Origin of the sequence: Campylobacter concisus, from assembly GCF_015229965.1 — a bacterium.
Taxonomy (GTDB): domain Bacteria; phylum Campylobacterota; class Campylobacteria; order Campylobacterales; family Campylobacteraceae; genus Campylobacter_A; species Campylobacter_A concisus_BD.
Map to the genome: position 1 here is coordinate 20,248 of NZ_JAAKZB010000012.1, position 20,446 is coordinate 40,693.

The 20,446-nt window shown below is 38.4% G+C and carries 18 protein-coding genes; 4 read left to right on the plus strand and 14 right to left on the minus strand.

Going from position 1 to position 20,446, the window contains the following annotated elements:
* Positions 1-394 precede the first annotated feature (394 nt).
* The 10 genes from G6W43_RS06350 to tupB all read right to left on the minus strand — a co-directional run bounded on the left by G6W43_RS06350 (position 395) and on the right by tupB (position 10,013).
* Positions 395-1,720: an aminotransferase class V-fold PLP-dependent enzyme gene (locus G6W43_RS06350; RefSeq protein ID WP_194169388.1), complete on the minus strand. Its 1,326-nt coding sequence runs from the start codon at positions 1,718-1,720 to the stop codon at positions 395-397.
* 85 nt (positions 1,721-1,805) lie between these two features.
* Positions 1,806-1,994, minus strand: coding sequence for a hypothetical protein (locus tag G6W43_RS06355; protein WP_002941192.1), 189 nt, complete (start codon positions 1,992-1,994; stop codon positions 1,806-1,808).
* Positions 1,995-2,019: 25 nt separating this feature from the next.
* On the minus strand, positions 2,020-2,763 hold the full coding sequence (locus G6W43_RS06360) for a winged helix-turn-helix domain-containing protein (protein ID WP_194169389.1): 744 nt from the start codon (positions 2,761-2,763) through the stop codon (positions 2,020-2,022).
* On the minus strand, positions 2,756-3,538 hold the full coding sequence (gene fdhD, locus G6W43_RS06365; protein WP_194169390.1) for a formate dehydrogenase accessory sulfurtransferase FdhD: 783 nt from the start codon (positions 3,536-3,538) through the stop codon (positions 2,756-2,758). Before fdhD ends, G6W43_RS06360 begins: the two co-directional genes overlap by 8 nt.
* Positions 3,539-3,757: 219 nt before the next feature.
* A complete protein-coding gene (fdh3B, locus tag G6W43_RS06370) occupies positions 3,758-4,399 on the minus strand; it encodes a formate dehydrogenase FDH3 subunit beta (RefSeq protein ID WP_194169391.1) in 642 nt (213 codons plus the stop codon).
* 1 nt (position 4,400) lies between these two features.
* Positions 4,401-7,223, minus strand: a complete 2,823-nt coding sequence (locus tag G6W43_RS06375; protein ID WP_194169392.1) for a formate dehydrogenase subunit alpha — start codon at positions 7,221-7,223, stop codon at positions 4,401-4,403.
* Positions 7,224-7,253: 30 nt separating this feature from the next.
* Entirely contained in the window at positions 7,254-7,427 is a 174-nt protein-coding gene (locus G6W43_RS06380) for a twin-arginine translocation signal domain-containing protein (protein ID WP_002941238.1), read from the minus strand.
* On the minus strand, positions 7,417-8,112 hold the full coding sequence (locus G6W43_RS06385; protein WP_103636030.1) for a TorD/DmsD family molecular chaperone: 696 nt from the start codon (positions 8,110-8,112) through the stop codon (positions 7,417-7,419). The genes G6W43_RS06380 and G6W43_RS06385 overlap by 11 nt, the downstream gene beginning before the upstream one ends.
* A 245-nt stretch (positions 8,113-8,357) precedes the next feature.
* A complete protein-coding gene (gene tupC / locus G6W43_RS06390) occupies positions 8,358-9,311 on the minus strand; it encodes a tungstate ABC transporter ATP-binding protein TupC (protein ID WP_194169393.1) in 954 nt (317 codons plus the stop codon).
* A 9-nt stretch (positions 9,312-9,320) separates the two neighbouring features.
* The gene (gene tupB, locus G6W43_RS06395; RefSeq protein WP_103646470.1) at positions 9,321-10,013 is read right to left on the minus strand and encodes a tungstate ABC transporter permease TupB; all 693 of its coding nucleotides are present in this window, start codon (positions 10,011-10,013) and stop codon (positions 9,321-9,323) included.
* A 75-nt stretch (positions 10,014-10,088) separates the two neighbouring features.
* On the opposite strand from tupB, the gene tupA reads away from it, so the two are divergent.
* Both tupA and G6W43_RS10815 read left to right on the plus strand, forming a co-directional pair.
* Positions 10,089-10,907 (plus strand): tungstate ABC transporter substrate-binding protein TupA, encoded by an 819-nt coding sequence (gene tupA / locus G6W43_RS06400; protein ID WP_149712071.1) that lies wholly within the window; start codon positions 10,089-10,091, stop codon positions 10,905-10,907.
* Between the two features lie 259 nt (positions 10,908-11,166).
* Positions 11,167-13,410: a molybdopterin oxidoreductase family protein gene (locus G6W43_RS10815; protein ID WP_242040008.1), complete on the plus strand. Its 2,244-nt coding sequence runs from the start codon at positions 11,167-11,169 to the stop codon at positions 13,408-13,410.
* 274 nt (positions 13,411-13,684) lie between these two features.
* Here the strand turns inward: G6W43_RS10815 and G6W43_RS06415 are convergent, their stop codons facing one another.
* Positions 13,685-14,707, minus strand: a complete 1,023-nt coding sequence (locus G6W43_RS06415) for a tyrosine-type recombinase/integrase (protein WP_223232047.1) — start codon at positions 14,705-14,707, stop codon at positions 13,685-13,687.
* Positions 14,708-15,176: 469 nt separating this feature from the next.
* On the opposite strand from G6W43_RS06415, the gene G6W43_RS06420 reads away from it, so the two are divergent.
* Entirely contained in the window at positions 15,177-15,428 is a 252-nt protein-coding gene (locus tag G6W43_RS06420) for a hypothetical protein (protein WP_107945880.1), read from the plus strand.
* Complete coding sequence (locus G6W43_RS06425) at positions 15,429-15,716, plus strand: type II toxin-antitoxin system RelE/ParE family toxin (protein ID WP_194169395.1); 288 nt, start codon at positions 15,429-15,431, stop codon at positions 15,714-15,716.
* A 21-nt stretch (positions 15,717-15,737) separates the two neighbouring features.
* On the opposite strand, the gene G6W43_RS06430 is transcribed toward G6W43_RS06425, so the two are convergent.
* The 3 genes from G6W43_RS06430 to G6W43_RS06440 form a co-directional block, all read right to left on the minus strand.
* Positions 15,738-16,976 (minus strand): hypothetical protein, encoded by a 1,239-nt coding sequence (locus G6W43_RS06430; protein ID WP_194169396.1) that lies wholly within the window; start codon positions 16,974-16,976, stop codon positions 15,738-15,740.
* A gap of 501 nt (positions 16,977-17,477) precedes the next feature.
* Positions 17,478-18,746, minus strand: a complete 1,269-nt coding sequence (locus tag G6W43_RS06435) for a 5-methylcytosine restriction system specificity protein McrC (protein ID WP_194169397.1) — start codon at positions 18,744-18,746, stop codon at positions 17,478-17,480.
* A 4-nt stretch (positions 18,747-18,750) separates the two neighbouring features.
* Positions 18,751-20,379, minus strand: coding sequence for an AAA family ATPase (locus G6W43_RS06440; protein WP_194169398.1), 1,629 nt, complete (start codon positions 20,377-20,379; stop codon positions 18,751-18,753).
* Positions 20,380-20,446: the final 67 nt, after the last annotated feature.

Genomic DNA, 20,446 nt, shown 5'->3' on the forward strand with positions numbered 1-20,446 from the left:
GCTAGTTTTACAGAAGCTGTTTAAAAAACAAAATGCTTAAATTTCAAAATCTATTTTTAAAAGACTTTGCTGTTAAAATTTAGGCAAATTAAAAGTTGTATCCACAACTAAATTTATAAGTTAAATTTAAAAGGGGAAGCAGATATGCTTTGCTTTGCGGTTAGGTTTCTGGGTTGCTATGATAAATTTTAAATTTTTATTCCAGACTGACTAAATTTGATATAGATAAGCTGGTTTAAATTTAAAAAACAGAGCTAATTTTGCGAAAGCTATTTAAAGCAAAGCGTTTAAAATTTCAATGAGATTATGATATAGCTAGTTGTATCTGTGCTGGTACTTAAAAATAAAGTGCTTAATATCCAAAACCTATTAAATTTAACTCAAAAAATTTAACCTAAATTTTCCCGCCAAACATCTCATACATCGCCTTCTCCTCGCCCCAAAGCTCGCGGTGCTTTTTGATTGATGATTTGATAGCGTTTATGAGATAGAGCACGTCCTCTTTTGTGTGCGTGTAGTGCATGCTCACCCTCACAAAACCTGGCTTTTTCTCTAAGATCTTATTCTCTTTAAGCCCCAGTAGTTCAAAAGCATAAGGTCCAGCGCACATCACACCAGCGCGGCTTTGTATGCCGTGGTTATTGCTAAGCGTTGCAGCAAAGTCATATGGCGAAATGTCTCGCACATTAAATGAAAAAATAGGCAGTTTTTCTGCATTTTTAGGCCCATAAATGGTGACATCTTTGATGCTACTAAGCTCTTTTTCAAAGAAATTTGCCAGCTCCTCTTCGCGAGCTTTGATATTTTCTACTCCGACACTTGCTTGCAAGTTGTAGGCTAGACTTGCTCGCACCAGCCCCAATATAGATGGCGTGCCAGCCTCTTCAAGCTGCTCGGCATTTTTTATAAAAAGGTGCTTTGATGGCGTCGCAAGCGCGATGGTGCCGCCACCTGCAAAGCTTGGCATATCGCTTGTGTAAAGCTCTTTTTTGATCGCTAAAAGCCCACAACTCCCAACTCCGCCAAGTAGCTTGTGAGGCGAGAAAAAGGCTGCGTCAAAGTATGTGGCGTCTAAAATTTCATGCGAGCTGGTTGCTGCGCAGTCAAATGCCACCACTCCGCCAAATTTCTTAACGAGCGAGTAGATTTTCTTGTAGTCAGTTTTTACGCCTGTGACGTTTGAGGCGGCGCTAAAGCAGGCGATGATCTTTCTTTTTTCGTTTAGTTTTAGCGTCCTCTCAAGCATCACGTAGTCTATCTCGCCGTTTTCATCAAGCCCGATGCGCTCGCAGTCGCAAAGCCCTTCACGAAAGCTGATCTCGTTTGAGTGGTGCTCATAGGGGCCTACTAGCACTAGTGGTAAATTTACGCTTCTTAAATTTGCTTCGCCGATCAAGGCTCTTGTGGTTGGCGGCAGATAAATTCCCATTATCTCCTGAAATTTTTTTATCGCAGCCGTTGCGCCTTGTCCTGTTGCTATTAGATAAAAGCTATCATCAAGCCCCAAAAGCTCTTTTAACTCGACTCTTGCGTTTTCGTAGCGTTTTTGCGTTAGCACGGCGCTTGAGCTGCTGTCCGAGTGAGTGTTTGCGTAGGTTTTTAAAAATTTTGAAATTTCATCTTCGATAGGCGCATAGGCAAGGCCTGAGGCCGTGTAGTCAAAATAGTAAATTCCATCTTTTAAAATGATATTTTTTCTTACTTCATCTATGGTTGGCACGATTTTCCTTTTGGTTAAAAGCGCGATTATAGTGAAATTTTGTATAAAGTGAGGTTACAAGCGGGCAGAGCGCCCACTCGTGTGTTTATTTGTTTAAGAAGTTTTTCTCTAACCACTCGTTAGCTTTTGCTTCACTCTCAAATCTTTGGCTCTTAGCAACTTGGTTTGCACCCTCGTAGAAACGGATACGAATGCCGTCTTGAACGCTATCGATCTTGATTCTAGTGATCTTATCTTTGTTTAGATAAGTCCTGTCATTTAGTTTTACATACATGTTTTTCTCCTTTTAAAAATTTGGTTTATTTTTTATCGTTTTTCTTTTCGTCTTCTTTTAAAAATAGCTCTTTAAAGCGCTTATTTGCATAGTCTTCGATGTCGTTTTGAAGCTGTTTATAGGCGTTTATAAGCTCATGGGCCCTATCATTTAGCGTGGTGCCAGCGCTATCTCCTCCACCTTGCTTGGTTGTAAAGATATCTTCTTTTAAATTTTTTTGCAAAATTTGCAGATGCGACCAGCATTTTTTATAGTTCATACCTAAAATTTCAGCTGCCTTTGATATCGAGCCAACCTCGGCTATAACGTCTAAAACCTCGGTTTTACCCTTGCCAAATATAAGCTCGCCCTCGTCGTTTTCTATCCAAGTCTTTGTCTTTACTCTCATCTTTTTGCCTTTCTTTTCCTTAAAACAGCCTAGCTGACAGTACTTCACGTCAAAGCCGTAGTCTCTAAGCGTCGAGCGCATGGTCTTTAGCCCGCCGCTAGTTGCCGCCATATCCCTTGCATCTTTGCAAAAAACTCTGCCCTTTTCGTCGCTCACTTCTTTTAGTTTTAGTGACAATGTAAATTTACCGCGGTCTTTATCCAAGCCACCAAACTGCCCAAGCTCGCAGTTGTCTATCTTGATGCCTAGCCTAGTTGCCTCGTCGCTTACCTCGCCGACTTCTATGCCAAGCTTGTTTGCGATCTTAAAAGCCGTACCGCAGTCAAGTTTGCCACTTTTATTTAACGTTTGTTTTATTAGCTCTTCTAAATTTTCACTCATAAATTCTCTCTTCACCGCTATAAACGTTGATATTTTCGCCCCTTGCAAAACCACAAAGTGTGAGCTCAAATTTACGAGCGATCACTACGCCAAGGCTAGTCGGTGCTGTCCTTGAGATAAGCGCTGGGATGCCGTGCATAACGGCCTTTGCGACCATCTCTGAGCTAAGCCTGCCACTCACCATCAAAAATGAATTTGCTAAGTTAGCTCCGTCTAAAACGGCCTTGCCAACGGCTTTGTCTATCGTGTTATGCTGAGCGATATCCTCGCCTATGTAAAATTTATCTTCGCTCACAAAGAGCTTTGCCGTATGCACGCAGCCAGTCATCTCGTAAAGCTCGCACTGCGTGTAAAACTCCTTCATTTGAGCAAGGATCATATCTTTGTTAAATTTAGCTCCGCTCTTTACAGCTCTTGCCGCCATCGCCTGTGGGTCGATATTTGCCGTTGAGCTTCTGCCACAGCCGCTTATTATGACCTTTTCTTCGTCAAACTGCTCTAAGCGTTTTTCATTCACTTTGGCGCTTACATAGACGCTTAGCTCGTCGCTTGAGAGCCTAACTTCGGCTATGTTCTCTGGCTTTGTGATGACGTTTTCACTGATCAAATAGCCCACAGCAAGCGCCTTTTGATCCGTTGGCGTTGCCATAACGGCACCAAATTTTTTGTCATTTATGTAAATTTCAAGCTTGATCTCACGCACCAAAATATCATCAACATGCGCTTTTTGCTCGCCTTTATATTTGATGATCTGCGTTTTATAAATCGGTTCCATCTTGCTCCTTGAAGTTTTCACAAATGATAGCCCAAAAAGCTAAATTTAATTTTGGATTGTAGTAAAAACTTGCTTAAACAAAGCAAAAAGCTTAAACGTATTTTGATACGAAATAAACGTTATTATAATTAAAATTTGATATGCAAGATAGGCATATTTCTTAAAGTATAAAATTAGAGAAAATAACAAATTTTATAGGTGCAAAAAGCACCTATAAATTTACGCTTTTAGTTTTAGTCTGTCGCCAGCGTAGTAAGCGATCTTCCAAACAGTAGTTTGTTTTAGGTTCTTTTCGCCATAACCTCTTGCAGCAACTCTGTCTTTGTAGATTTTTTCGATCACATCTGACTCGCCAACTAACAAAGCCTTTGTAGAGCACATCGCAGCACAAACTGGCACCTTGCCCTCAGAAATTCTATCTTGTCCATATACTTCGCGCTCTTCTTCGCTATTAGTTGGTAGCGGACCGCCTGCACACATGGTGCATTTATCCATTACGCCCCTTGCACCAAAAGCACCATCTTTAGGGAATTGTGGCGCACCAAATGGGCAAGCATATAAGCAGTATCCACAACCTATGCAGATATCTTTATCGTGAAGTACGATGCCATCAGCTCTGATGTAGAAACAATCAACCGGACAAACAAGCGAACAAGGCGCGTCTTCGCAGTGCATACATGCGATTGACGTTGAAATTTCTTTACCTGGCACACCTTCATTTAGCGTTATAACGCGGCGTCTTCTTACCCCGATAGGCAACTCATGAGCTTCATCACATGCTACTGCGCAGCCGTTGCAATCAATGCATCTATCTGTGTCGCAGTAAAATTTAAGTCTATTGTTATCGTTAAATGCGCTCATGTTATGCCCTTTCTATGCGGCAAAGACCGCCTTTTGTTTCTGGAATTTGAGTGACTATGTCATATCCGTAGTTTGTTACGGTATTTGCGCTCTCACCAACTGCAAAAGGTCTTGTTCCCTCAGGGAAATTTCCAGTCATATCAACACCTTGCATATATCCAGCCCAGTGGAATGGCAAGAAGATCATATTAGGCTTGACTGATGGCACTATCCTTGCACGAACCTTGATCTTGGTACCCTCAGGCGAATGAACCCAAACAAAATCCCAATTTTTAATGCCATGTTTAGCCGCTAGCTCTGGGTGGATGTCAGCAAACATCTCAGGCGTAATGCGTGATAGATACTTACTAGCACGCGTCTCCATACCAGCACCACTGAAATTTACGAGACGAGCTGTGATGAGATTGATAGGGAATTCTTTTGAGAAGTCCTTACTTTGCTGCAAGCTTTCAAATTTAGTATCAACGCGGTATTGTTTTGCTTTATCTTTAAAGCTTGGATACTTCTTGGCTAGATCTGGTCTTGGTGAGTGGATCGGCTCTCTGTGTTGAGGGATCTGATCAGCAAATGTCCAAACGATAGTTCTAGCACGTGCATTGCCATACGGAGCGATGTTTTTCTCCAAACATTTTGTTGCTATGATATTACTATCATCAGTTGACCAGCTAGCTCCTATCCTTGCTTTTTCATCATCAGTTAGTGTGATGCCTAAAATTTTCTCGATATTGTCTTTTTTGATCTCAGGATATCCGCCATTTATAGATGAACCAACTGGCGCTGAGCCTTCAGCTGCTAGCTGGCTAACACCGTTGTGCTCTAAACCAAAGCGGTTTCTAAAGCCCATTCCACCTTCGCGAACTGATTTGTGTGTATCATAAAGTATTGGGCTACCTGGGTGATTTTCTGTCCAGCATGGCCATGGAAGTCCGTAGTATTCGCCCTCAACAGGAGTGCCAGGCTTGCCAAGAGATGTTACTTCATCAAATTTATCCCAGTTCTCTTGGTGGCGTTTTAGGCGCTCAGGTGTCCAGCCAGTCATACCGATAGTTTTTATAATATTTGCTATCTCGTGAGTAGCAGCTTCTGGCCACTCTATCTTGCCGTCAGCGTCCCTTATAGTGCGAGTTAGCTCATCATAAAAGCCTATGCGTTTAGCTAGTTCAAATAACAATTCATGATCAGGTATGCTCTCATAAAGTGGTTTGCATACTTGGCTTCTCCATTGACCACTTCTGTTTGTAGCTACGACTGTGCCGCTAGTTTCATACTGAGTTGAAGCAGGTATGACATATACATTATCTTTTTTATTTGTTATAACGGCAGCGTCATTTACAAACGGATCTACACAAACAAGTAACTCAAGTGCATCAAGACCCTCTTGAACCTTTGCTTGTTGTGCAGTAGATGTTATGCCGTTACCTATAACTACAAGAGCTTTTAGGCTATCTCCTGCATTATCGATCGCATCATTGCCATCTTTACCATTTAGCGTACCAGCCCACCAGCGTGCAAGTGAAAATCCTGGCTTAAACATCCACTCAGGCTTGATAAAATTCTTTTGCAACCACTCGAAATCAACCTTCCACATTTTTGCAAAATATTTCCAGCTTCCTTCATTTTTAGGGTAATAACCAGGTAGGTTATCTGGTAAATTTGCCATATCGGTTGCACCTTGAACGTTGTCGTGGCCTCTTAGGATGTTACATCCGCCGCCACTTACGCCCATGTTGCCAAGCACTAGTTGCAAGATCGGAGCTATACGAGTGTTTGAGCTACCTATTGTGTGCTGAGTTAGACCCATCGCCCAAACGACTGAGCCAGGGCGGTTTTTAGCATAGACTTCCGTGATCTCTTTAAGAGTTGCAGCTGGCACTCCAGTCACGTCTTCAACGACTTCTGGTGTCCATTTTGCAGCCTCTTCACGAATCAGATCCATGCCATAAACACGGTCATCAATAAATTTCTTATCCTCCCAGCCATTTTCAAAGATGAGATTCATCATGCCATATACAAAAGGTATATCCGTTCCTGGGCGAATTTGTGCGAAATAATCAGCCTTTGCAGCTGTTCTTGTATATCTTGGATCGATTACTATTAGCTTAGCGCCCTTTTCTTTTGCTTTTAAAAAGTGTCTAAAGCCAACTGGGTGATTTACCGCTGGGTTTGATCCGATTATAAAAATAGACTTCGCGTTTTGGATATCTCCAAGGTGATTTGTCATAGCTCCATAACCCCAAGTATTCGCCACACCGGCGACTGTAGAGCTGTGTCAAAGACGTGCTTGGTGATCTAGGTTGTTTGTCCCAAACATCGCAACGAATTTGCTTATATAGTAGCTTTGCTCGTTGCAGTCTTTTGCTGATCCTAAAAACATTACTTGCTCTGGATTTTTCTCGCGGTAAGCTTTTAGTTTTGCACCGATCTCGTCAAGTGCTTGCGTCATAGAGATGCGTTGCCACTTGCCACCAACTTTTTTCATCGGATATTTTACACGGCAGTGTGAGCGCACCATATCGATAACGTCTGCTCCTTTACAGCAGTGACCACCAGCACTTACTGGGTGATCTTGTGCTACTTCTTGACGCACCCATACACCGTTTTCTACCTCTGCTAGTACTCCGCATCCTACAGAGCAAACTGTGCAGACAGTTTTTACTATTTTTGAGTCTGGAAATGGGTTTGCCATCTCTTGAGCTGTTGCTTCTCTTGTGACATTGCTTGCTGCAAAGCCGGCCGCTCCACAAGTACTTGCTAATGCAGCCATTTTTAAAAACGATCTACGGCCGATGTTGTTTGGCGTAGCGTTTAATCTAGCTTCAGACATTTTCATCCTTTCTTAAATTTCTATCAAATTTTATTTTGCTTGTTTGTAGTAAAGTTCCCAGTTTTTGCTTCTTTTATAAAGCACTTCGGTCTTTTTACTCTTTCCTGATTTTAAATTTTCATTAGCATTTGCTGCTACCGCACCACTTGCTGCCACAGCGCCAACTAGACCGACTTTTTTTAGAAATTCGCGTCTATTTTGCATATGTACCCTCCGTTCTTAGTTTTCTTATCCTATTTTTTTCTCTTCTTATGCTTTCAGATCTTGAAAGACCATCGCTCTTTTTGTGGTCTATCTTGACTGGTTTTGGTGAGTTTAGTGCCACGCGCTCAAACGCGATAAATTCGTTTAGCAAAACGGCCACATCCTTGTAAATTTCACTATTTTTATGCTCATATAAATTCTCTATAAACTCATCAATGTTTGGATTTATAATATTTTTAAAAAGCTCATCTTCGCACTCGTCAAATTTGCCGATAAACTCGTTCATAAGCGTAAAGACAAAGCCCACGTTATCTTCATTCTCTTTAAATTTACTCTCATCTCTTCTGATGTTTGTCTTAGCTAAAATTTTACGCACATTAGCGCAAGCATGACCCACTTCATATCCCTCATCGTAAAAAGAGAGCGAGTTTCGAAGCGGACTTGGCGGAGTGTGAAAAATGTCATCAAATTCGGTGATCAAATTCTCTGGATTTTTTTCATTAAATTTACTTTTTATATTAGTAGCAGCTTGCGAGACTTCATCGTTTAGGCTATATTCTTTGATAAGATCAAGCATTTTACTAAGGCCATCAAATCTCTTTTCATCTTCACTAAATACGAAGAATTTAGAGAAAGTAGCGTAGTAAAGTTTTCTGCCAGCTGCAAATTCCTCTTTTGTGCTCACCTTTTTCCTTAAATAGTTTTTTAACGACACTGAAACTATACAATTAATTGCCTTATTAATGTGGCTTAAAATAAAATAAATTAGAAAAGTTAAAAAAAGCTTAAATATGCCTTGATTGCATATTTAAAAATGCTATTTTTAGGGGGTTATATAAGATATGATTTGTTAGCATGATTATTAAAATTTAGCTCTTTTTTGACATCCATTTTTATTTTTGGGCTAAATTTAAAAAGTGTGTGTAAATTTTACTCCAAAGCTAGCATCGAGCCATCTTCAAATTCTAAAAATACTCTCTCACCGATCTTTGTAATTTCATCATCGTGGCTAAAAATTTTGATCAAAAAGTCGCCAACTTTGACCTTCAAAAGCTTTTCATCGCCCATGTAAAGCGAGGCCGAGTGCAAAATCCCTGAAATTTGACCACCACCACCTGTTTTAGAAATTTTTATCTTGCTTGGGTTGATCGTGATCTTGCTTTTACCTTTAAAATTTGAAGGTAAATTTAGCCGTGCGCCACCACCAAAGCTTAGCACTCCACCTTCTATCTCAAAAATATTTTTGTATTCAAACTCGCAGACCCTGCCTTTGTGCAAAAACACGCACTCGTTTGCTAGCATGCTAAGCCACTTCTCGTCGTGACTTGCGATGACAAAGCCGCAGCCATATTTCTCGTGCATCAAATTTATAGCCTTGCTAAAGAGCTTTGAAGTGCCGATATCAACGCTATTTGTCGGCTCATCAAGCAGATAAAATGGCACTCTTAAAGAAAGTGCAAGTGCAAATGCGATGCGCTGCGTCTGACCAGAGCTTAGCTCAAAGTGGCGCTTGTTTAAAAACTTCTCATCAAGTCCCACAAAGGCGAGTGCTTCGCTGGTTCGCTCATCAAATTCGCTTAGTAAATTTCTACTTTTTAAAATGGCTTTGAAATTTTCTCTAACACTTCTTTTTAAAAGGGCAGGTTCAGGCAGTAAAACTGAAATTTTACGCAGCATTTCAAGGCTTGGTTTGCTCTCTCCCCAAAGTGAAATTTCACCGTTATTTGGGCTTTGTAGGCGTGAGAGCACACGTATGAGCGTGCTTTTGCCACTGCCATTACTGCCCATTAGAGCGGTTATCTTTTTAGTATTTATATCAAGGCTTGGGATATTTAGGATCTCGCTTTTGCCGTAGCTTAGGTGTAAATTTCTTATCTTTATCAAAATTTGCTCCTATTTGTCTAGTTTTTTGAGCGCAAAGATCGCTAAATTTACTAAAAATGCGATAAATATCAAGACCATAGCCAGCGCAATACCCATGGCAAATTCGCCCTTGTTCGTCTCGAGCGAAACGGCTGTGGTGATCGTTCTAGTAAAGTACTTGATGTTGCCACCTATCATCATCGCAACGCCAACTTCAGCCACGATCCTACCGTATGCGGTGGCGATGACGACCATGAGAGCGTAGCGCAGCTCGTAAAGCACACAGCAAACTAGCTTTGTAGGTGCAAGGCGTAAATTTAGGATAGTTAGATAGTGCTTTTTCTCCATATTTTCAACCACGCTTGCAGTAAGCGAGATGATGATAGGAAGGGCTAGCACAAACTGGCCTAGCATGACCGCTTTTAGTGTAAATAGTAAATTTAGGCTGCCAAGCGGGCCGTTTCTAGTGATAAAGGCGTACAAAATAAGGCCGATCGCAACCGTTGGCATAGCAAGAGCCGTGTCACTTAAAAGGCGTAAAATTTTTCGGCCCCTAAAGTCATAAAAGCCAAGCATGAAACCAAGTGGGAAACCCACAATAACAGCAAAAAGTATCGACACGCTTGATGTGTAAAGAGTAGCCTTGATGGCTGAATATGTTTCAAGGTTGCCGTTTAAAAGCAGATTAAAGGCTTCTGCAAAGCCGTTAAGTAAAAAATCCAATTATTCTTTCCTAGCATATTTCTTAAGATTATTTTAAATGTGCTATAATATCACAATTTTTTTTAAAGGAGAAAAATGAAAAAGATTATTTTAGGCTCACTAGCAGCCGCAGTTTTGGCGTTTGGCGCTGACAATGAACTAATCATGGCGACTACAACAAGTACAGATAACACTGGCTTGCTTGATGCGATCTATCCAGCTTATAAGGCAAGAACAGGTGTTGATATAAAATGGACAGCTGTTGGTACAGGTGCTGCACTAAAGCTTGGCGAAGACTGCAACGCTGACATACTTTTCGTTCACTCACCAAAAGTTGAGAAAGAATTTGTAGAAAAAGGTTTTGGCTTAAAAAGAAATGCCGTAATGTACAATGATTTCGTCGTTATCGCTGATAAATCAATCGCTGATAAATTTAAAGGTAAAGATATCAAACAAAGCTTTGAACTTATCAAAAAAGATGGTATCAAATTCTTCTCACGTGGCGACAAATCAGGCACAGACAATAAAGAAAAAGGCATCTGGAAAAAGATTGCTGGTGAAGTCCCTGAAAAAGATAGCTGGTATATGCAAACAGGTCAAGGCATGCTAGCTACGATAAATGCTGCTGCTGAGCAAAAAGGCGTTACATTTACTGATCGCGGTACTTACATTAAATATGAAGCAAATCAAAAAGGTCATCCTGAGATGGTCATCATCAATGAGGGCGACAACGACCTTAAAAACTTCTACTCTCTAATCGCAGTAAATCCAAAACACTGCCCTAAAACTGACATCGAAAATGCAGAGAAATTTATAAAATGGGCGACAAGCGAAGAGGGTCAGAAATTTATAGGCGACTTTAAACTTCTTGACAAGCCACTTTTCACTCCAGACGCAAATACACGCAAAAACTAATTCAAAGGGCGAGCAATCGCCCATCTTTTTATAAATTTTCATAATCTTTAAATTTATTTTTAATCACTTAAGCTAAAAACCAAATTTAAAATAAGACAAAAAATGGTAAAAAGCTCCGTAAATTCAGCGTCAAAGTAATATGCAAATTTTGCATATTACTTAAAATTTTTTTAAATAAAATAATTAATTTTAAAACTACTTTTATTTTATAAGGTATATAATAACCGAACTATTAGAAATATTACTTGAAAGGAAATCTATGCAAAAGATTGTTCAAACAACCTGTCCGTATTGCGGAACTGGTTGCGGCATAGACCTTATCGTAGAAAACGGTAGGATAGTCGATGCAAAGCCGACTGAGAACCACCATGTAAATGATGGCGAGTTGTGCTTAAAAGGTATGTTTGGTTGGGAATTTGTAAATTCTCCAAAACGTTTAACTAAACCAATGATGAGAAAACTAAACGGAGAGTTTAACAAAGAGGGCAAACTTGAAGAGGTTAGCTTTGAAGAGGTTTATGAATTTTTAGGAAAGACTTTTAAAAATAGCGTTGAAAAATATGGTCCAAGCTCTATCATGGGCTTTAGTTCAGCTCGTTCAAACAACGAAGACAACTATGTATTTCAAAAATTCTTTCGTGCTTTAGGAAGTAACAACGTAGATCACTGCGCTCGTCTTTGACACGCTCCAACAGTGGCAGGTCTTGCCAGCACCCTTGGAAACGGAACGATGACAAACGATCTTGTTGAATTTGCGACTGATACAGATGTATTTTTACTAATAGGCACAAACACAAGCGAATGCCACCCGATCATCGCTATGCAGATGCAAAGAGGCTTAGAGCGTGGTGCAAAAATGATCGTTGTGGATCCAAAACGCACCGATATGGCTAAAAAAGCCGATATATTCTTGCAAATTCCAGTTGGCTCAAACATCAAAACACTAAACACAATGATGAACGTCATCATCTCTGAAAATTTACAAGATACAGAATTTATCGAAAAATATGCAGAGGGTTTTGAGTACCTAAAAGAAGCGGTAAAAGACTTCACTCCTGAGAGATTTGAGCGTGAGACTGGTGTGAAAAAAGAGCTCATCATTGAGGCTGCTAGACTTTATGGCAAGGCTGGCACTGCGGCTATTTGCTACACTATGGGTATCACTCAGTTTAGCGACGGTACATCAAATGTATTCTCACTTTCAAATTTAGCGATCCTAACAGGAAATTTAGGCAAAAAAGGCGCTGGAGTAAATCCACTTCGTGGACAAAACAACGTTCAAGGCTCATGCGATATGGGCGCACTACCTAACGTCATCCCAGCAGGTGCAGTAAATAGCGCTTACGCACAAGAGCAAGCTCGCAAAGTATGGCACTTCGAGCTTAATCCAGTGCCTGGCTTTAAACTAACATACGCACCTGATAAGATGGATAGCGGCGAGCTAAAAGTGCTTTACGTTTATGGCGAAAACCCTGTTATGAGTGACCCTTGGACAGAGCACTTTGTGCATGCTACACATCACCTAGACTGTTTCATCGTGCAAGATCTATTCTTTACTGAAAGTGCTCAAAAGGCTGACGTTGTCTTACCTGCAGCTGGTTGGGGTGAGAAAGATGGAACATTTATCAACACATCTCGCCGCGTTCAAAGGACTAGAAAAGCAAGCGAACCAGTAGGTGGCGTAGAGCCTGACTGGAAAGTAGTTTGTAACATTGCAAAAGCTATGGGACTTGAGGGATTTGACTTCTTAAGTGCAGAAGAGGTTTGGGACGAGCTTAGAAAACTAATGCCTAAATTCTTTGGCGGTATCAGCTACTATAGACTTGAAAAACTAGGTGGCATCAGCTGGCCATGCCCTGATGAAGATCATCCAGGCACACCTGATCTTTATACCGATCACAAATCAATGCTACCTGATGGTAAATTCCGCCTAGCTCCAGTGCTTTACGCTGACGATAAAGATAAGCGTGCGAGCATGGAGGCTGAATTTAAAGCCAAAATGCATATACCTGATGGCTATCCAGTAGGTTCAGGGGCGATGAGCGAAGTGCCAGATGAGGTATATCCTTGCTTATTTACAACAGGTAGAAAAGTGTATCACTACCACACAGGTACGATGACAAGAGAGTGCCCACCACTAGAGTATGGCGCTGGTATCGAAGGTCCGCTAATCGAAGTAAGCCCTGATATCGCAAGAGAAAGAGAACTAGAAGATGGCTGCTATGCAATGGTAGAGAATAAACGTGGTAGGATCGCAGCTAAACTTCGCGTAAATCCTGACCTTAGAGAAAGTACGATATTTACGACTTTCCACTATAGTGAGGCTGACGGTAACGAGCTTGCAAACGCACAAGACCACGACCCACTCTCAGGTATCACACCTCTTAAGATCACTATAGCTAACATAAAAAGGTTAAGCGAAGAGGAGTATATAGCATTTAGACAACAAAACGAGATGTCTATGCACTCTGAAAAACCTTATCTTTCACCTGTTAGATCATAATTTCAAGGGCGCAATGCCCTTGAATTTTTAATTCAAATTTTCATAGCAAATCAACTTTTATTAACTAAAATTTTCTATTGTTTCTAGATGAAATCTCATAGTAAGAATGGGTTGTTTTTATAAAATTGCTATAAAGTGCTATCTCTATTTTTTACATCTATCAAGGCTCTTAGACTTTTAAAGCTTGTATGCGCCGGCTAAAAGCTTTTGTTGGCTTTAACTTTTAAATTCTGTGATCACTAGCTGGCATGAGAGTATAGGTATTGTTTTTCTTTTAGCTGACTAAGGCAAAATTTTTGGCTGTTTTTGAATTGTCTGTCAAATACTCAATATTCTTATGTAGTGGAATTTGCCTATATTTGCTAACGCCTCCTTTTTGCTTGGTAGTCTTAACATTTATAAATTTTATGCCATCTTCTTCTCCTACACTTTTGCTATCAAGTTGCCAAATTTCATTAAACCTTAGCCCAGTGTGAAGAGCAAACATCATATAGTTTCGTAGATCAAGCCTTTTTGTATCAAAAACTATTTTTAGTTCATCTGGGCTAAAGTTATCTTTCGGCGACTTCTCGTCGGCTGGAATTTTAAAAGATGTAAGCATTTTAAAAGGATTGGTCGTGAGCTTGCCCATCTTTATAGCATAGTCAAAGAGCCTTTTTGAGTAAGATGTGTAGTTGTTGATGGTCTTTTTATTGAGCTTTTTGCTTGCTAGAGTTGTTTGAAAATTTTCAGCATCGCTGTAGCTAAACTCTTTACTTTGATGATCCTTAAAAAACTCATCCAAGAGCTTGCCAGTTTTAACATAATAGCCCTTTGTCTTATCGCTAGATTTTAGCTTTAAACACTCTGTTTGCACATATCTTTTAGCTACCGCTTCAAAGGATATTGGTGTGGTTTCTTTTGGACTTAAAGATGCATCCAATAATGTTTTGAGCTCTTTTTCAAGCTTTTCTTCTGGAGTTACTAGATTGTAAAATTTAGCTATTACCTCTTGTGACAGCTCTTTATATTTGCTAACATCTAAAAATATGCCATTTTGTTTAATGCGCCGCTCATTTTGCCTTTTAATGTTTATCAAGGCTCTTAGGCTTTTAGAGTTTGTATGCGCTATGGTTACCTTTTTAGTAAGAGCTTCGTTGGCTGCAGCTTTTATAGAATTTGCCAGTCTTGCCGCCTCATCTAGATCTTTTGTGAAAAGGCAAAATTTAACAGTTAGCTTTTTACCATCTTTAAGAGCAGTATCAAAAAAGTAGAAATTTGGTCTGTTGGGAACCTTGGTGATCAATCTAGAGCTCATAGTATGATCCAAATAGTTTCTGTAACAAAAGTGCAAATTTTCTGTAACAAAGCTGATTTGTCTGAAATTTAGGACAAAAATATCTGCTAATAAATGTGGTTAAAATACCGAAATTTAGGGAAGTTGGAAAGAAAAATATTGTGTTGGTGGCGGACAGAGAGGGACACTCCGCCAAGTTTATGACTTTTATCACTTTTTAACCTTTCAAAAGCCCGATATATGCGACTTTTTATTGATATGGAGATTATATATTTTAAAGCTTTATTTTTGCTGATTTTCTGTAACAAAGTCTCAAATTTTCTGTAACAAGTATTCTATGATTTTAAGGAGCTTTTAGAACATTTTTAATAAAAAACTTGTCCAATTATCAGGACAAGTTTTTCTAGAATTTTTAGCTATAGAAATTTTTGTTTTAATAAAATCAAAGACTCTAAAGTGTTATAATCTACCCAAATTTAAAAGGACTCTTATGATTACCATGATAAACATTCAAACAACTGCAGATAATACAACTCTCGAAGCGATAAAGGCTCTACTTTTTAAAATAGATCCAGCTGCTATTTTTGAAGCCTATGGTGAGCAGCAAAACTATCTTAGTAAAGAGGACGAAGAGCATCTAAAGAGGATTTCTGATATGGATGATAAAGGAGAGCTAGAGTATGTCTCAATGGACGAAATGAATGCTCATGTAAATTCTCTTTTTAAAAAATACGGTGCCTAAATGCAGCAAATTCCTTATTTAAGCAAGGAATTTCTAAGCCAACTTGATGCGATTTTGGATTTTTACTCTAAGGATAGCGTTGAGACTGCTTGGATTTTTTATTGCGAGCTATTAGAAAGGCTAAAAAGCATCTCTTATATGCCTTATAGATTTAGAAAAAATAAAACAATCAATAGAGAAGACACGAGAGATCTTATCTTTAAAGGGTATGTGGTGGTCTTTCGTATAGAACAAGATTACATAAAAATACTTGCAATATATAAGCACAATCTCACTCCTTACTCATAGAAATACACTATTAGCTTAAATTTATAAAGACTGTAGCTCTAAATTACTATTTAGCTCTTGCACCTTAATCCCCACAGGAAAGGCTATACCAAAGTGTTCAAGCTCTCTTTTTAGCTTGATATTTGTATTTGCATGAGTTATGACTAGATTATAAATTTCTTCTTTTACTTGCCTTATCTCTTCTCTTGCAAGCTCTATTTCACTATTCTTTTTGATAAGCTCTTCATTGGCTTTACAAAGCTCATTTTTAGTAGTTTGTAGCTTCGTCTCTTGAGCTTTATATAAGCTTTCTTGATCGCTAAGCCTTGTTCTTAGTGTTTGATTTTCATGCTCTAGCTCTTCTATCTTTACTTTTTGATCTTCGCTGTATCCAGTAATGATCTCTATATATGTCTCATCTTTTTCAATGATAGCCTCTAGCTCTTCTAGTTTTTTCATAAGCTTATCATTTTCGCTAGCCACTCTAAAAGCTTTTAGTTTCTTATGCTTACTGCCACCATCTCCTTTTATCATTCCCAGAATTTCAGCATTTGTGTTATATACAGTTTTAAAAACGGTTTTATAGTCCAAATTTGGATCAGTTGTATTCTTTTTGAATCTTTGCATTTGGTTTCTGCCATTTACTAAGCTATTCCATTCTACATGAGCATGCTTTTGAAATATTGGTTCAAATTTTTCATATTCCAGTTCAGCCCCTTTTTCATAGTATTGCTTGCCATTTATGCTCTCTTTTATATGAATATAATAAGCCCTGCCATCCTTATCTGTAATGTATGTGCCACCTAGTTTGCCATTTTCATCATGAAATAGTGGAAATATCTCCTTATTATCGCTCTTTCTCAAAAGGTGCCCCTCATCACTATGAATGTATAAATTTATGGGTTCAATATTTAAAATTTTGCTTACAGCTTTTATGGATTTTAGTAAGCTTGATAGTTGCGTATGCTCATTTAGTCCTATGACGCATTCATAGTGACAGTTTTGCTTTAGTGGCTTTTTGCCTTTATATTTATCTACTAGCTTGATCTTGCCAAGATGTGATACTTCATACTTCATCTCGTCTCTTCTTTTTTGCCATAAATCATCGAAGCTAAACTTATTTAATCTTATGTACCTCACAGGCTTTTTCAAGATGCCATATTTTTCGTTTAGATAGTATCCTGGCATTAGGTAGCCAGGTTTTTCTTCTCTACTATTGTGAGTATTTGTGCGGTTACTAGCTAGCTCAAATGTTATGTTTGCTTGTTGGTTTTTAAACATATTGCCTCTTTAAATTTAATATCTATTTATAGTAATTATATGTGTTTGGGCAAAAATCATTAGCCTAAACCATTTTATTGCCCAAATTGGTTTAGAGAGCTCTAAACCTTTGGGCTCTGCGAGGCTTTTTAATGTAAAAGAGAGATTTGACCTACATTCTTTTAAAATATAAGTCATATTCTAGAGCTAGACTAAATGAGTCCTTTATGCCTTAGCTTGTTTGTGCATCATCTGCTACATAGGCATTTTTCTAATTGCATATTTTACGTATTTTATTTTTTATCTTTAAAGCATATCTTTACAGTATGTTTCTCCGCTTAGCACTGCGACTACTAGCGGATCACTTGATGATATAGTGCCTTTTATCTTATATCCACATAGACAGCGATACTATCTTTTTTCTTTTAAAAGAACATCTTTACCATATATCCTTCTATGGATAAAACAGCTTTTGCATCCAACAAGCTTATAGCCATAAACGTTACAATTTTTATAATGTTTTCACATTATCTCTTTTATTTTTATAGTTTCTAAAATCTTCTTAAGATACTTTTTAAATTTGTCAGCAGATGTTTTATTATCATTTTTTAATACACTGAGTATAAAAATTTTGTTTTCAGAACTATGTCTTATGTTTTTTGGCTCATTAAAGACGTTACTTTTGGCATAGATTAGAATTCCAGTGTTTGAACCGGCTTTCTCCACGTATTGTTTTATTTGTAGCAAATTCTTGCAATCAGTTTCACCTATATAGGCATTATAAAAATGCCTATATTTAGCATCCAAAACAGCTAAAATTTTCCCTTCTTCATCTTTTATCGCAAAATCAGGTCTCAAATCCAAGCCTGGAATTTTATACTGAGTCTCTAGGCTAAATTTACCGCCAAATTCGCCTAATACACTTCTTATGAGCCTCTCGACATAAAGTTCAAAAAGGTTGGGCGCATACAGTAAATAACCAAAATTTAGATTTTTGACGGCGCTTTCGTTCGTATATCTAGAATCTTGCAAAATGATAATCCTAGCGATTTGAAGGGCAATTTTGTAGTCTTTGTAAAGCTCGTTCATCACGGATTTTGAGTTCAAAGCCGTATCTATGTCTCTGATACTCTTCATCTTGCCATTAGCATTGGCTAGCAAAAAATTCTTTATTTCTTTGTCGTAAAGTGCGAATTTAGTGTTTTTTCTAACCAAGATATCGTAAGCTTTTAAAAGCACCCTTGCGACCACTTCGTCAGGCACTCGCGAGCTTTTTCGACTTGAAATTTTACCCATAAAGGGCTGATCTTTTTTGATAAAATTTTTAACGTCAAGGCTTCCGTGCAGGGCGTAGTCTCTAAAAGGAATTTTCTTATAAACGCTTGGAAAGCCGCTTAACTTGGCTAGCTTTAAGCGGCTGATAAACGAGGCGTAAAGGATGTGGTCCATAGGGATCTCGCCATTTATCTCGGCGACGCTACTGCCAGAGCTAAAAAACGACGAGTCGATAGTTTTAAAAAGCTCGGCTTCTAGTTCTTTGCCAAAACGCGAGTTTATGATATATTCTTGTCCTTCAAAGGTAAAACGGCCTATGTAATTGTCAAATACATAGTTATCGTCTTTGCATCTTTTAAGGATATAGTGCGCATCTTTGCCGTCTTTTTTCTTTGGATCAAATTTATCGTGCCGTCCATTTAAAAAAATTACATCCGTCTTACCTTTTATCAGCTCATCAAAGGTTATTTCTTTTTGATGCTCGGCACACTTGTAGCAGCTGTTATCTTCAAACATCGCACTAGCCTACGAAAATTTTCTTAGCCATCTTTAGTTTTTTCTCTACTTCGCCGTCGCCAAACTGCGTTCTGATATATTCACGCAAGATCGGCTCTATATGCCTATCCCAAATTTGCTGCTCGCTCATTGTTTCCTGTTTGAGAAAATACGAATGTCCAATCTCGTAAGCTCTGCCTAAATTTAAGCCGTTATTTTCCGATGAAACTATGTGCTTATTTAAATTTTTGCATTTTTCTTTGTAACCCTTATTGTTTGCCTCTATATTATTTAGAGTTTCATAATCACACTCCATCAAAACCCACGTAAAGCGCCTTCTTAGAGCCAAGTCAAAGCAGTCGATGCTTTTGTCCACGTCGTTCATCATACCTATGAAATATACGTTGCTTGGTATAGAAAACTCCTGCTTACTAAGTGCATAATTTTTAGTCTTTATGCTTTTACCTCGGTAATTCTCCTCTAAAAGCGATAACGTTTCGCCAAATACTGCTGCTATGTCGGCTCTATTTATCTCATCAACTATGAAAAAGAAATTTTCTTTTTCATTTTGCGCCGCTTTTAAGCAAAATTCTTTAAATATGCCGTTTGTCAAAGCTAAATTTAAATTTCCGTTTTGTATGCCGATCGGTTTTATGCCGTCTATAAAATCCTCGTATTCAAAACCGCTATGAAACTGTACCCATTCGGTTCTAGTGCGGTTCGGATCTAAAATATCAAGGCAGTCTTTTACGAATTTCGTTTTGCCGGTTCCAGGCGCACCATAGTAGATGATGTTTTTAGAACCCTTAGTAAGCTCTCTTAGAACTTTATTTTTAATAATTATGCCTATAGCTTCCCAAATAGCTTTTCTAAAATCCGCAAAAATTCCAAAGAGATCGCCTAAAATTTCTCTTAGCTCATCATCTGTTAGTTGCTCTCCGCTTCCATCGTTACTCCAATTAATCTTGGACAGCAACAAGCAAAGTATTTGATGAATTTTAAAGCACATATTTAAAGCCCAGTTTTCTCCTCGCATTTCTTCAGTGCCACCCTTTTGCGTATAAACATAAAAGCTATTTTTACCATCTTTAAAATATTCTATTAGCTTTTGAAAAATATTTATATACAAGACCTTTTTATCGCTATCGAATTTAAAATCGCAAACTTGTAAAAGCTCATAAAACGCTGTATATAAAATTACAAGGTCGTCTTTTTTGATCTCGTTTGGAAATTTATTTAGCAGAATCGAAAAGTATTGATCTATATTTTGGTTATTTTTTATATCGCCTATCTTAAAATTCGATGCGGTTATACCAAGAGTTTTTATGTCGGCGTCACCTATTTTAAGCATAGTTTTTGGATTTAAATAAAAAGTATTTAAACCGTTTTCATGAATTTTATTAAATTTTTGTTCATCGCTTTGTTTTTGGTTGGCTTCATTTCTATCAAACGTGTCTTTGTATTTAGTATTGTTTGCGCTATCCACGTATTCTCTTGTATATACAATAGGAAAAATTTGATTGTTAAATTTACCGCCTGTTTCAGTTAAACTCCAATCAAACCCCCTAAACACTTTCAAATTTCCCTTGCAGTCGACAACTCTGCTAAAAATTTCGTTTATTTTTATTATCTGTTCTGCCGTAAAATTTGTCATTTTATTCTCCAAAATTTAAAAAGCTCCCGTAATGGGAGCAAAAGGCTTTTCAAAGCGCCTCCATTAA

What these genes read in the sequence shown, in the direction of transcription:
- G6W43_RS06440 (WP_194169398.1), bottom strand. Translation starts at nt 20,379, where the DNA reads ATGACAAATTTTACGGCAGAACAGATAATAAAAATAAACGAAATTTTT.
- G6W43_RS06380 (WP_002941238.1), bottom strand. Translation starts at nt 7,427, where the DNA reads ATGCAAAATAGACGCGAATTTCTAAAAAAAGTCGGTCTAGTTGGCGCT.
- G6W43_RS06425 (WP_194169395.1), top strand. Translation starts at nt 15,429, where the DNA reads ATGCAGCAAATTCCTTATTTAAGCAAGGAATTTCTAAGCCAACTTGAT.
- fdh3B (WP_194169391.1), bottom strand. Translation starts at nt 4,399, where the DNA reads ATGAGCGCATTTAACGATAACAATAGACTTAAATTTTACTGCGACACA.
- G6W43_RS06415 (WP_223232047.1), bottom strand. Translation starts at nt 14,707, where the DNA reads ATGAGCTCTAGATTGATCACCAAGGTTCCCAACAGACCAAATTTCTAC.
- G6W43_RS06435 (WP_194169397.1), bottom strand. Translation starts at nt 18,746, where the DNA reads ATGTTTGAAGATAACAGCTGCTACAAGTGTGCCGAGCATCAAAAAGAA.
- G6W43_RS06420 (WP_107945880.1), top strand. Translation starts at nt 15,177, where the DNA reads ATGATTACCATGATAAACATTCAAACAACTGCAGATAATACAACTCTC.
- G6W43_RS06355 (WP_002941192.1), bottom strand. Translation starts at nt 1,994, where the DNA reads ATGTATGTAAAACTAAATGACAGGACTTATCTAAACAAAGATAAGATC.
- G6W43_RS06430 (WP_194169396.1), bottom strand. Translation starts at nt 16,976, where the DNA reads ATGTTTAAAAACCAACAAGCAAACATAACATTTGAGCTAGCTAGTAAC.
- tupA (WP_149712071.1), top strand. Translation starts at nt 10,089, where the DNA reads ATGAAAAAGATTATTTTAGGCTCACTAGCAGCCGCAGTTTTGGCGTTT.
- fdhD (WP_194169390.1), bottom strand. Translation starts at nt 3,538, where the DNA reads ATGGAACCGATTTATAAAACGCAGATCATCAAATATAAAGGCGAGCAA.
- G6W43_RS06360 (WP_194169389.1), bottom strand. Translation starts at nt 2,763, where the DNA reads ATGAGTGAAAATTTAGAAGAGCTAATAAAACAAACGTTAAATAAAAGT.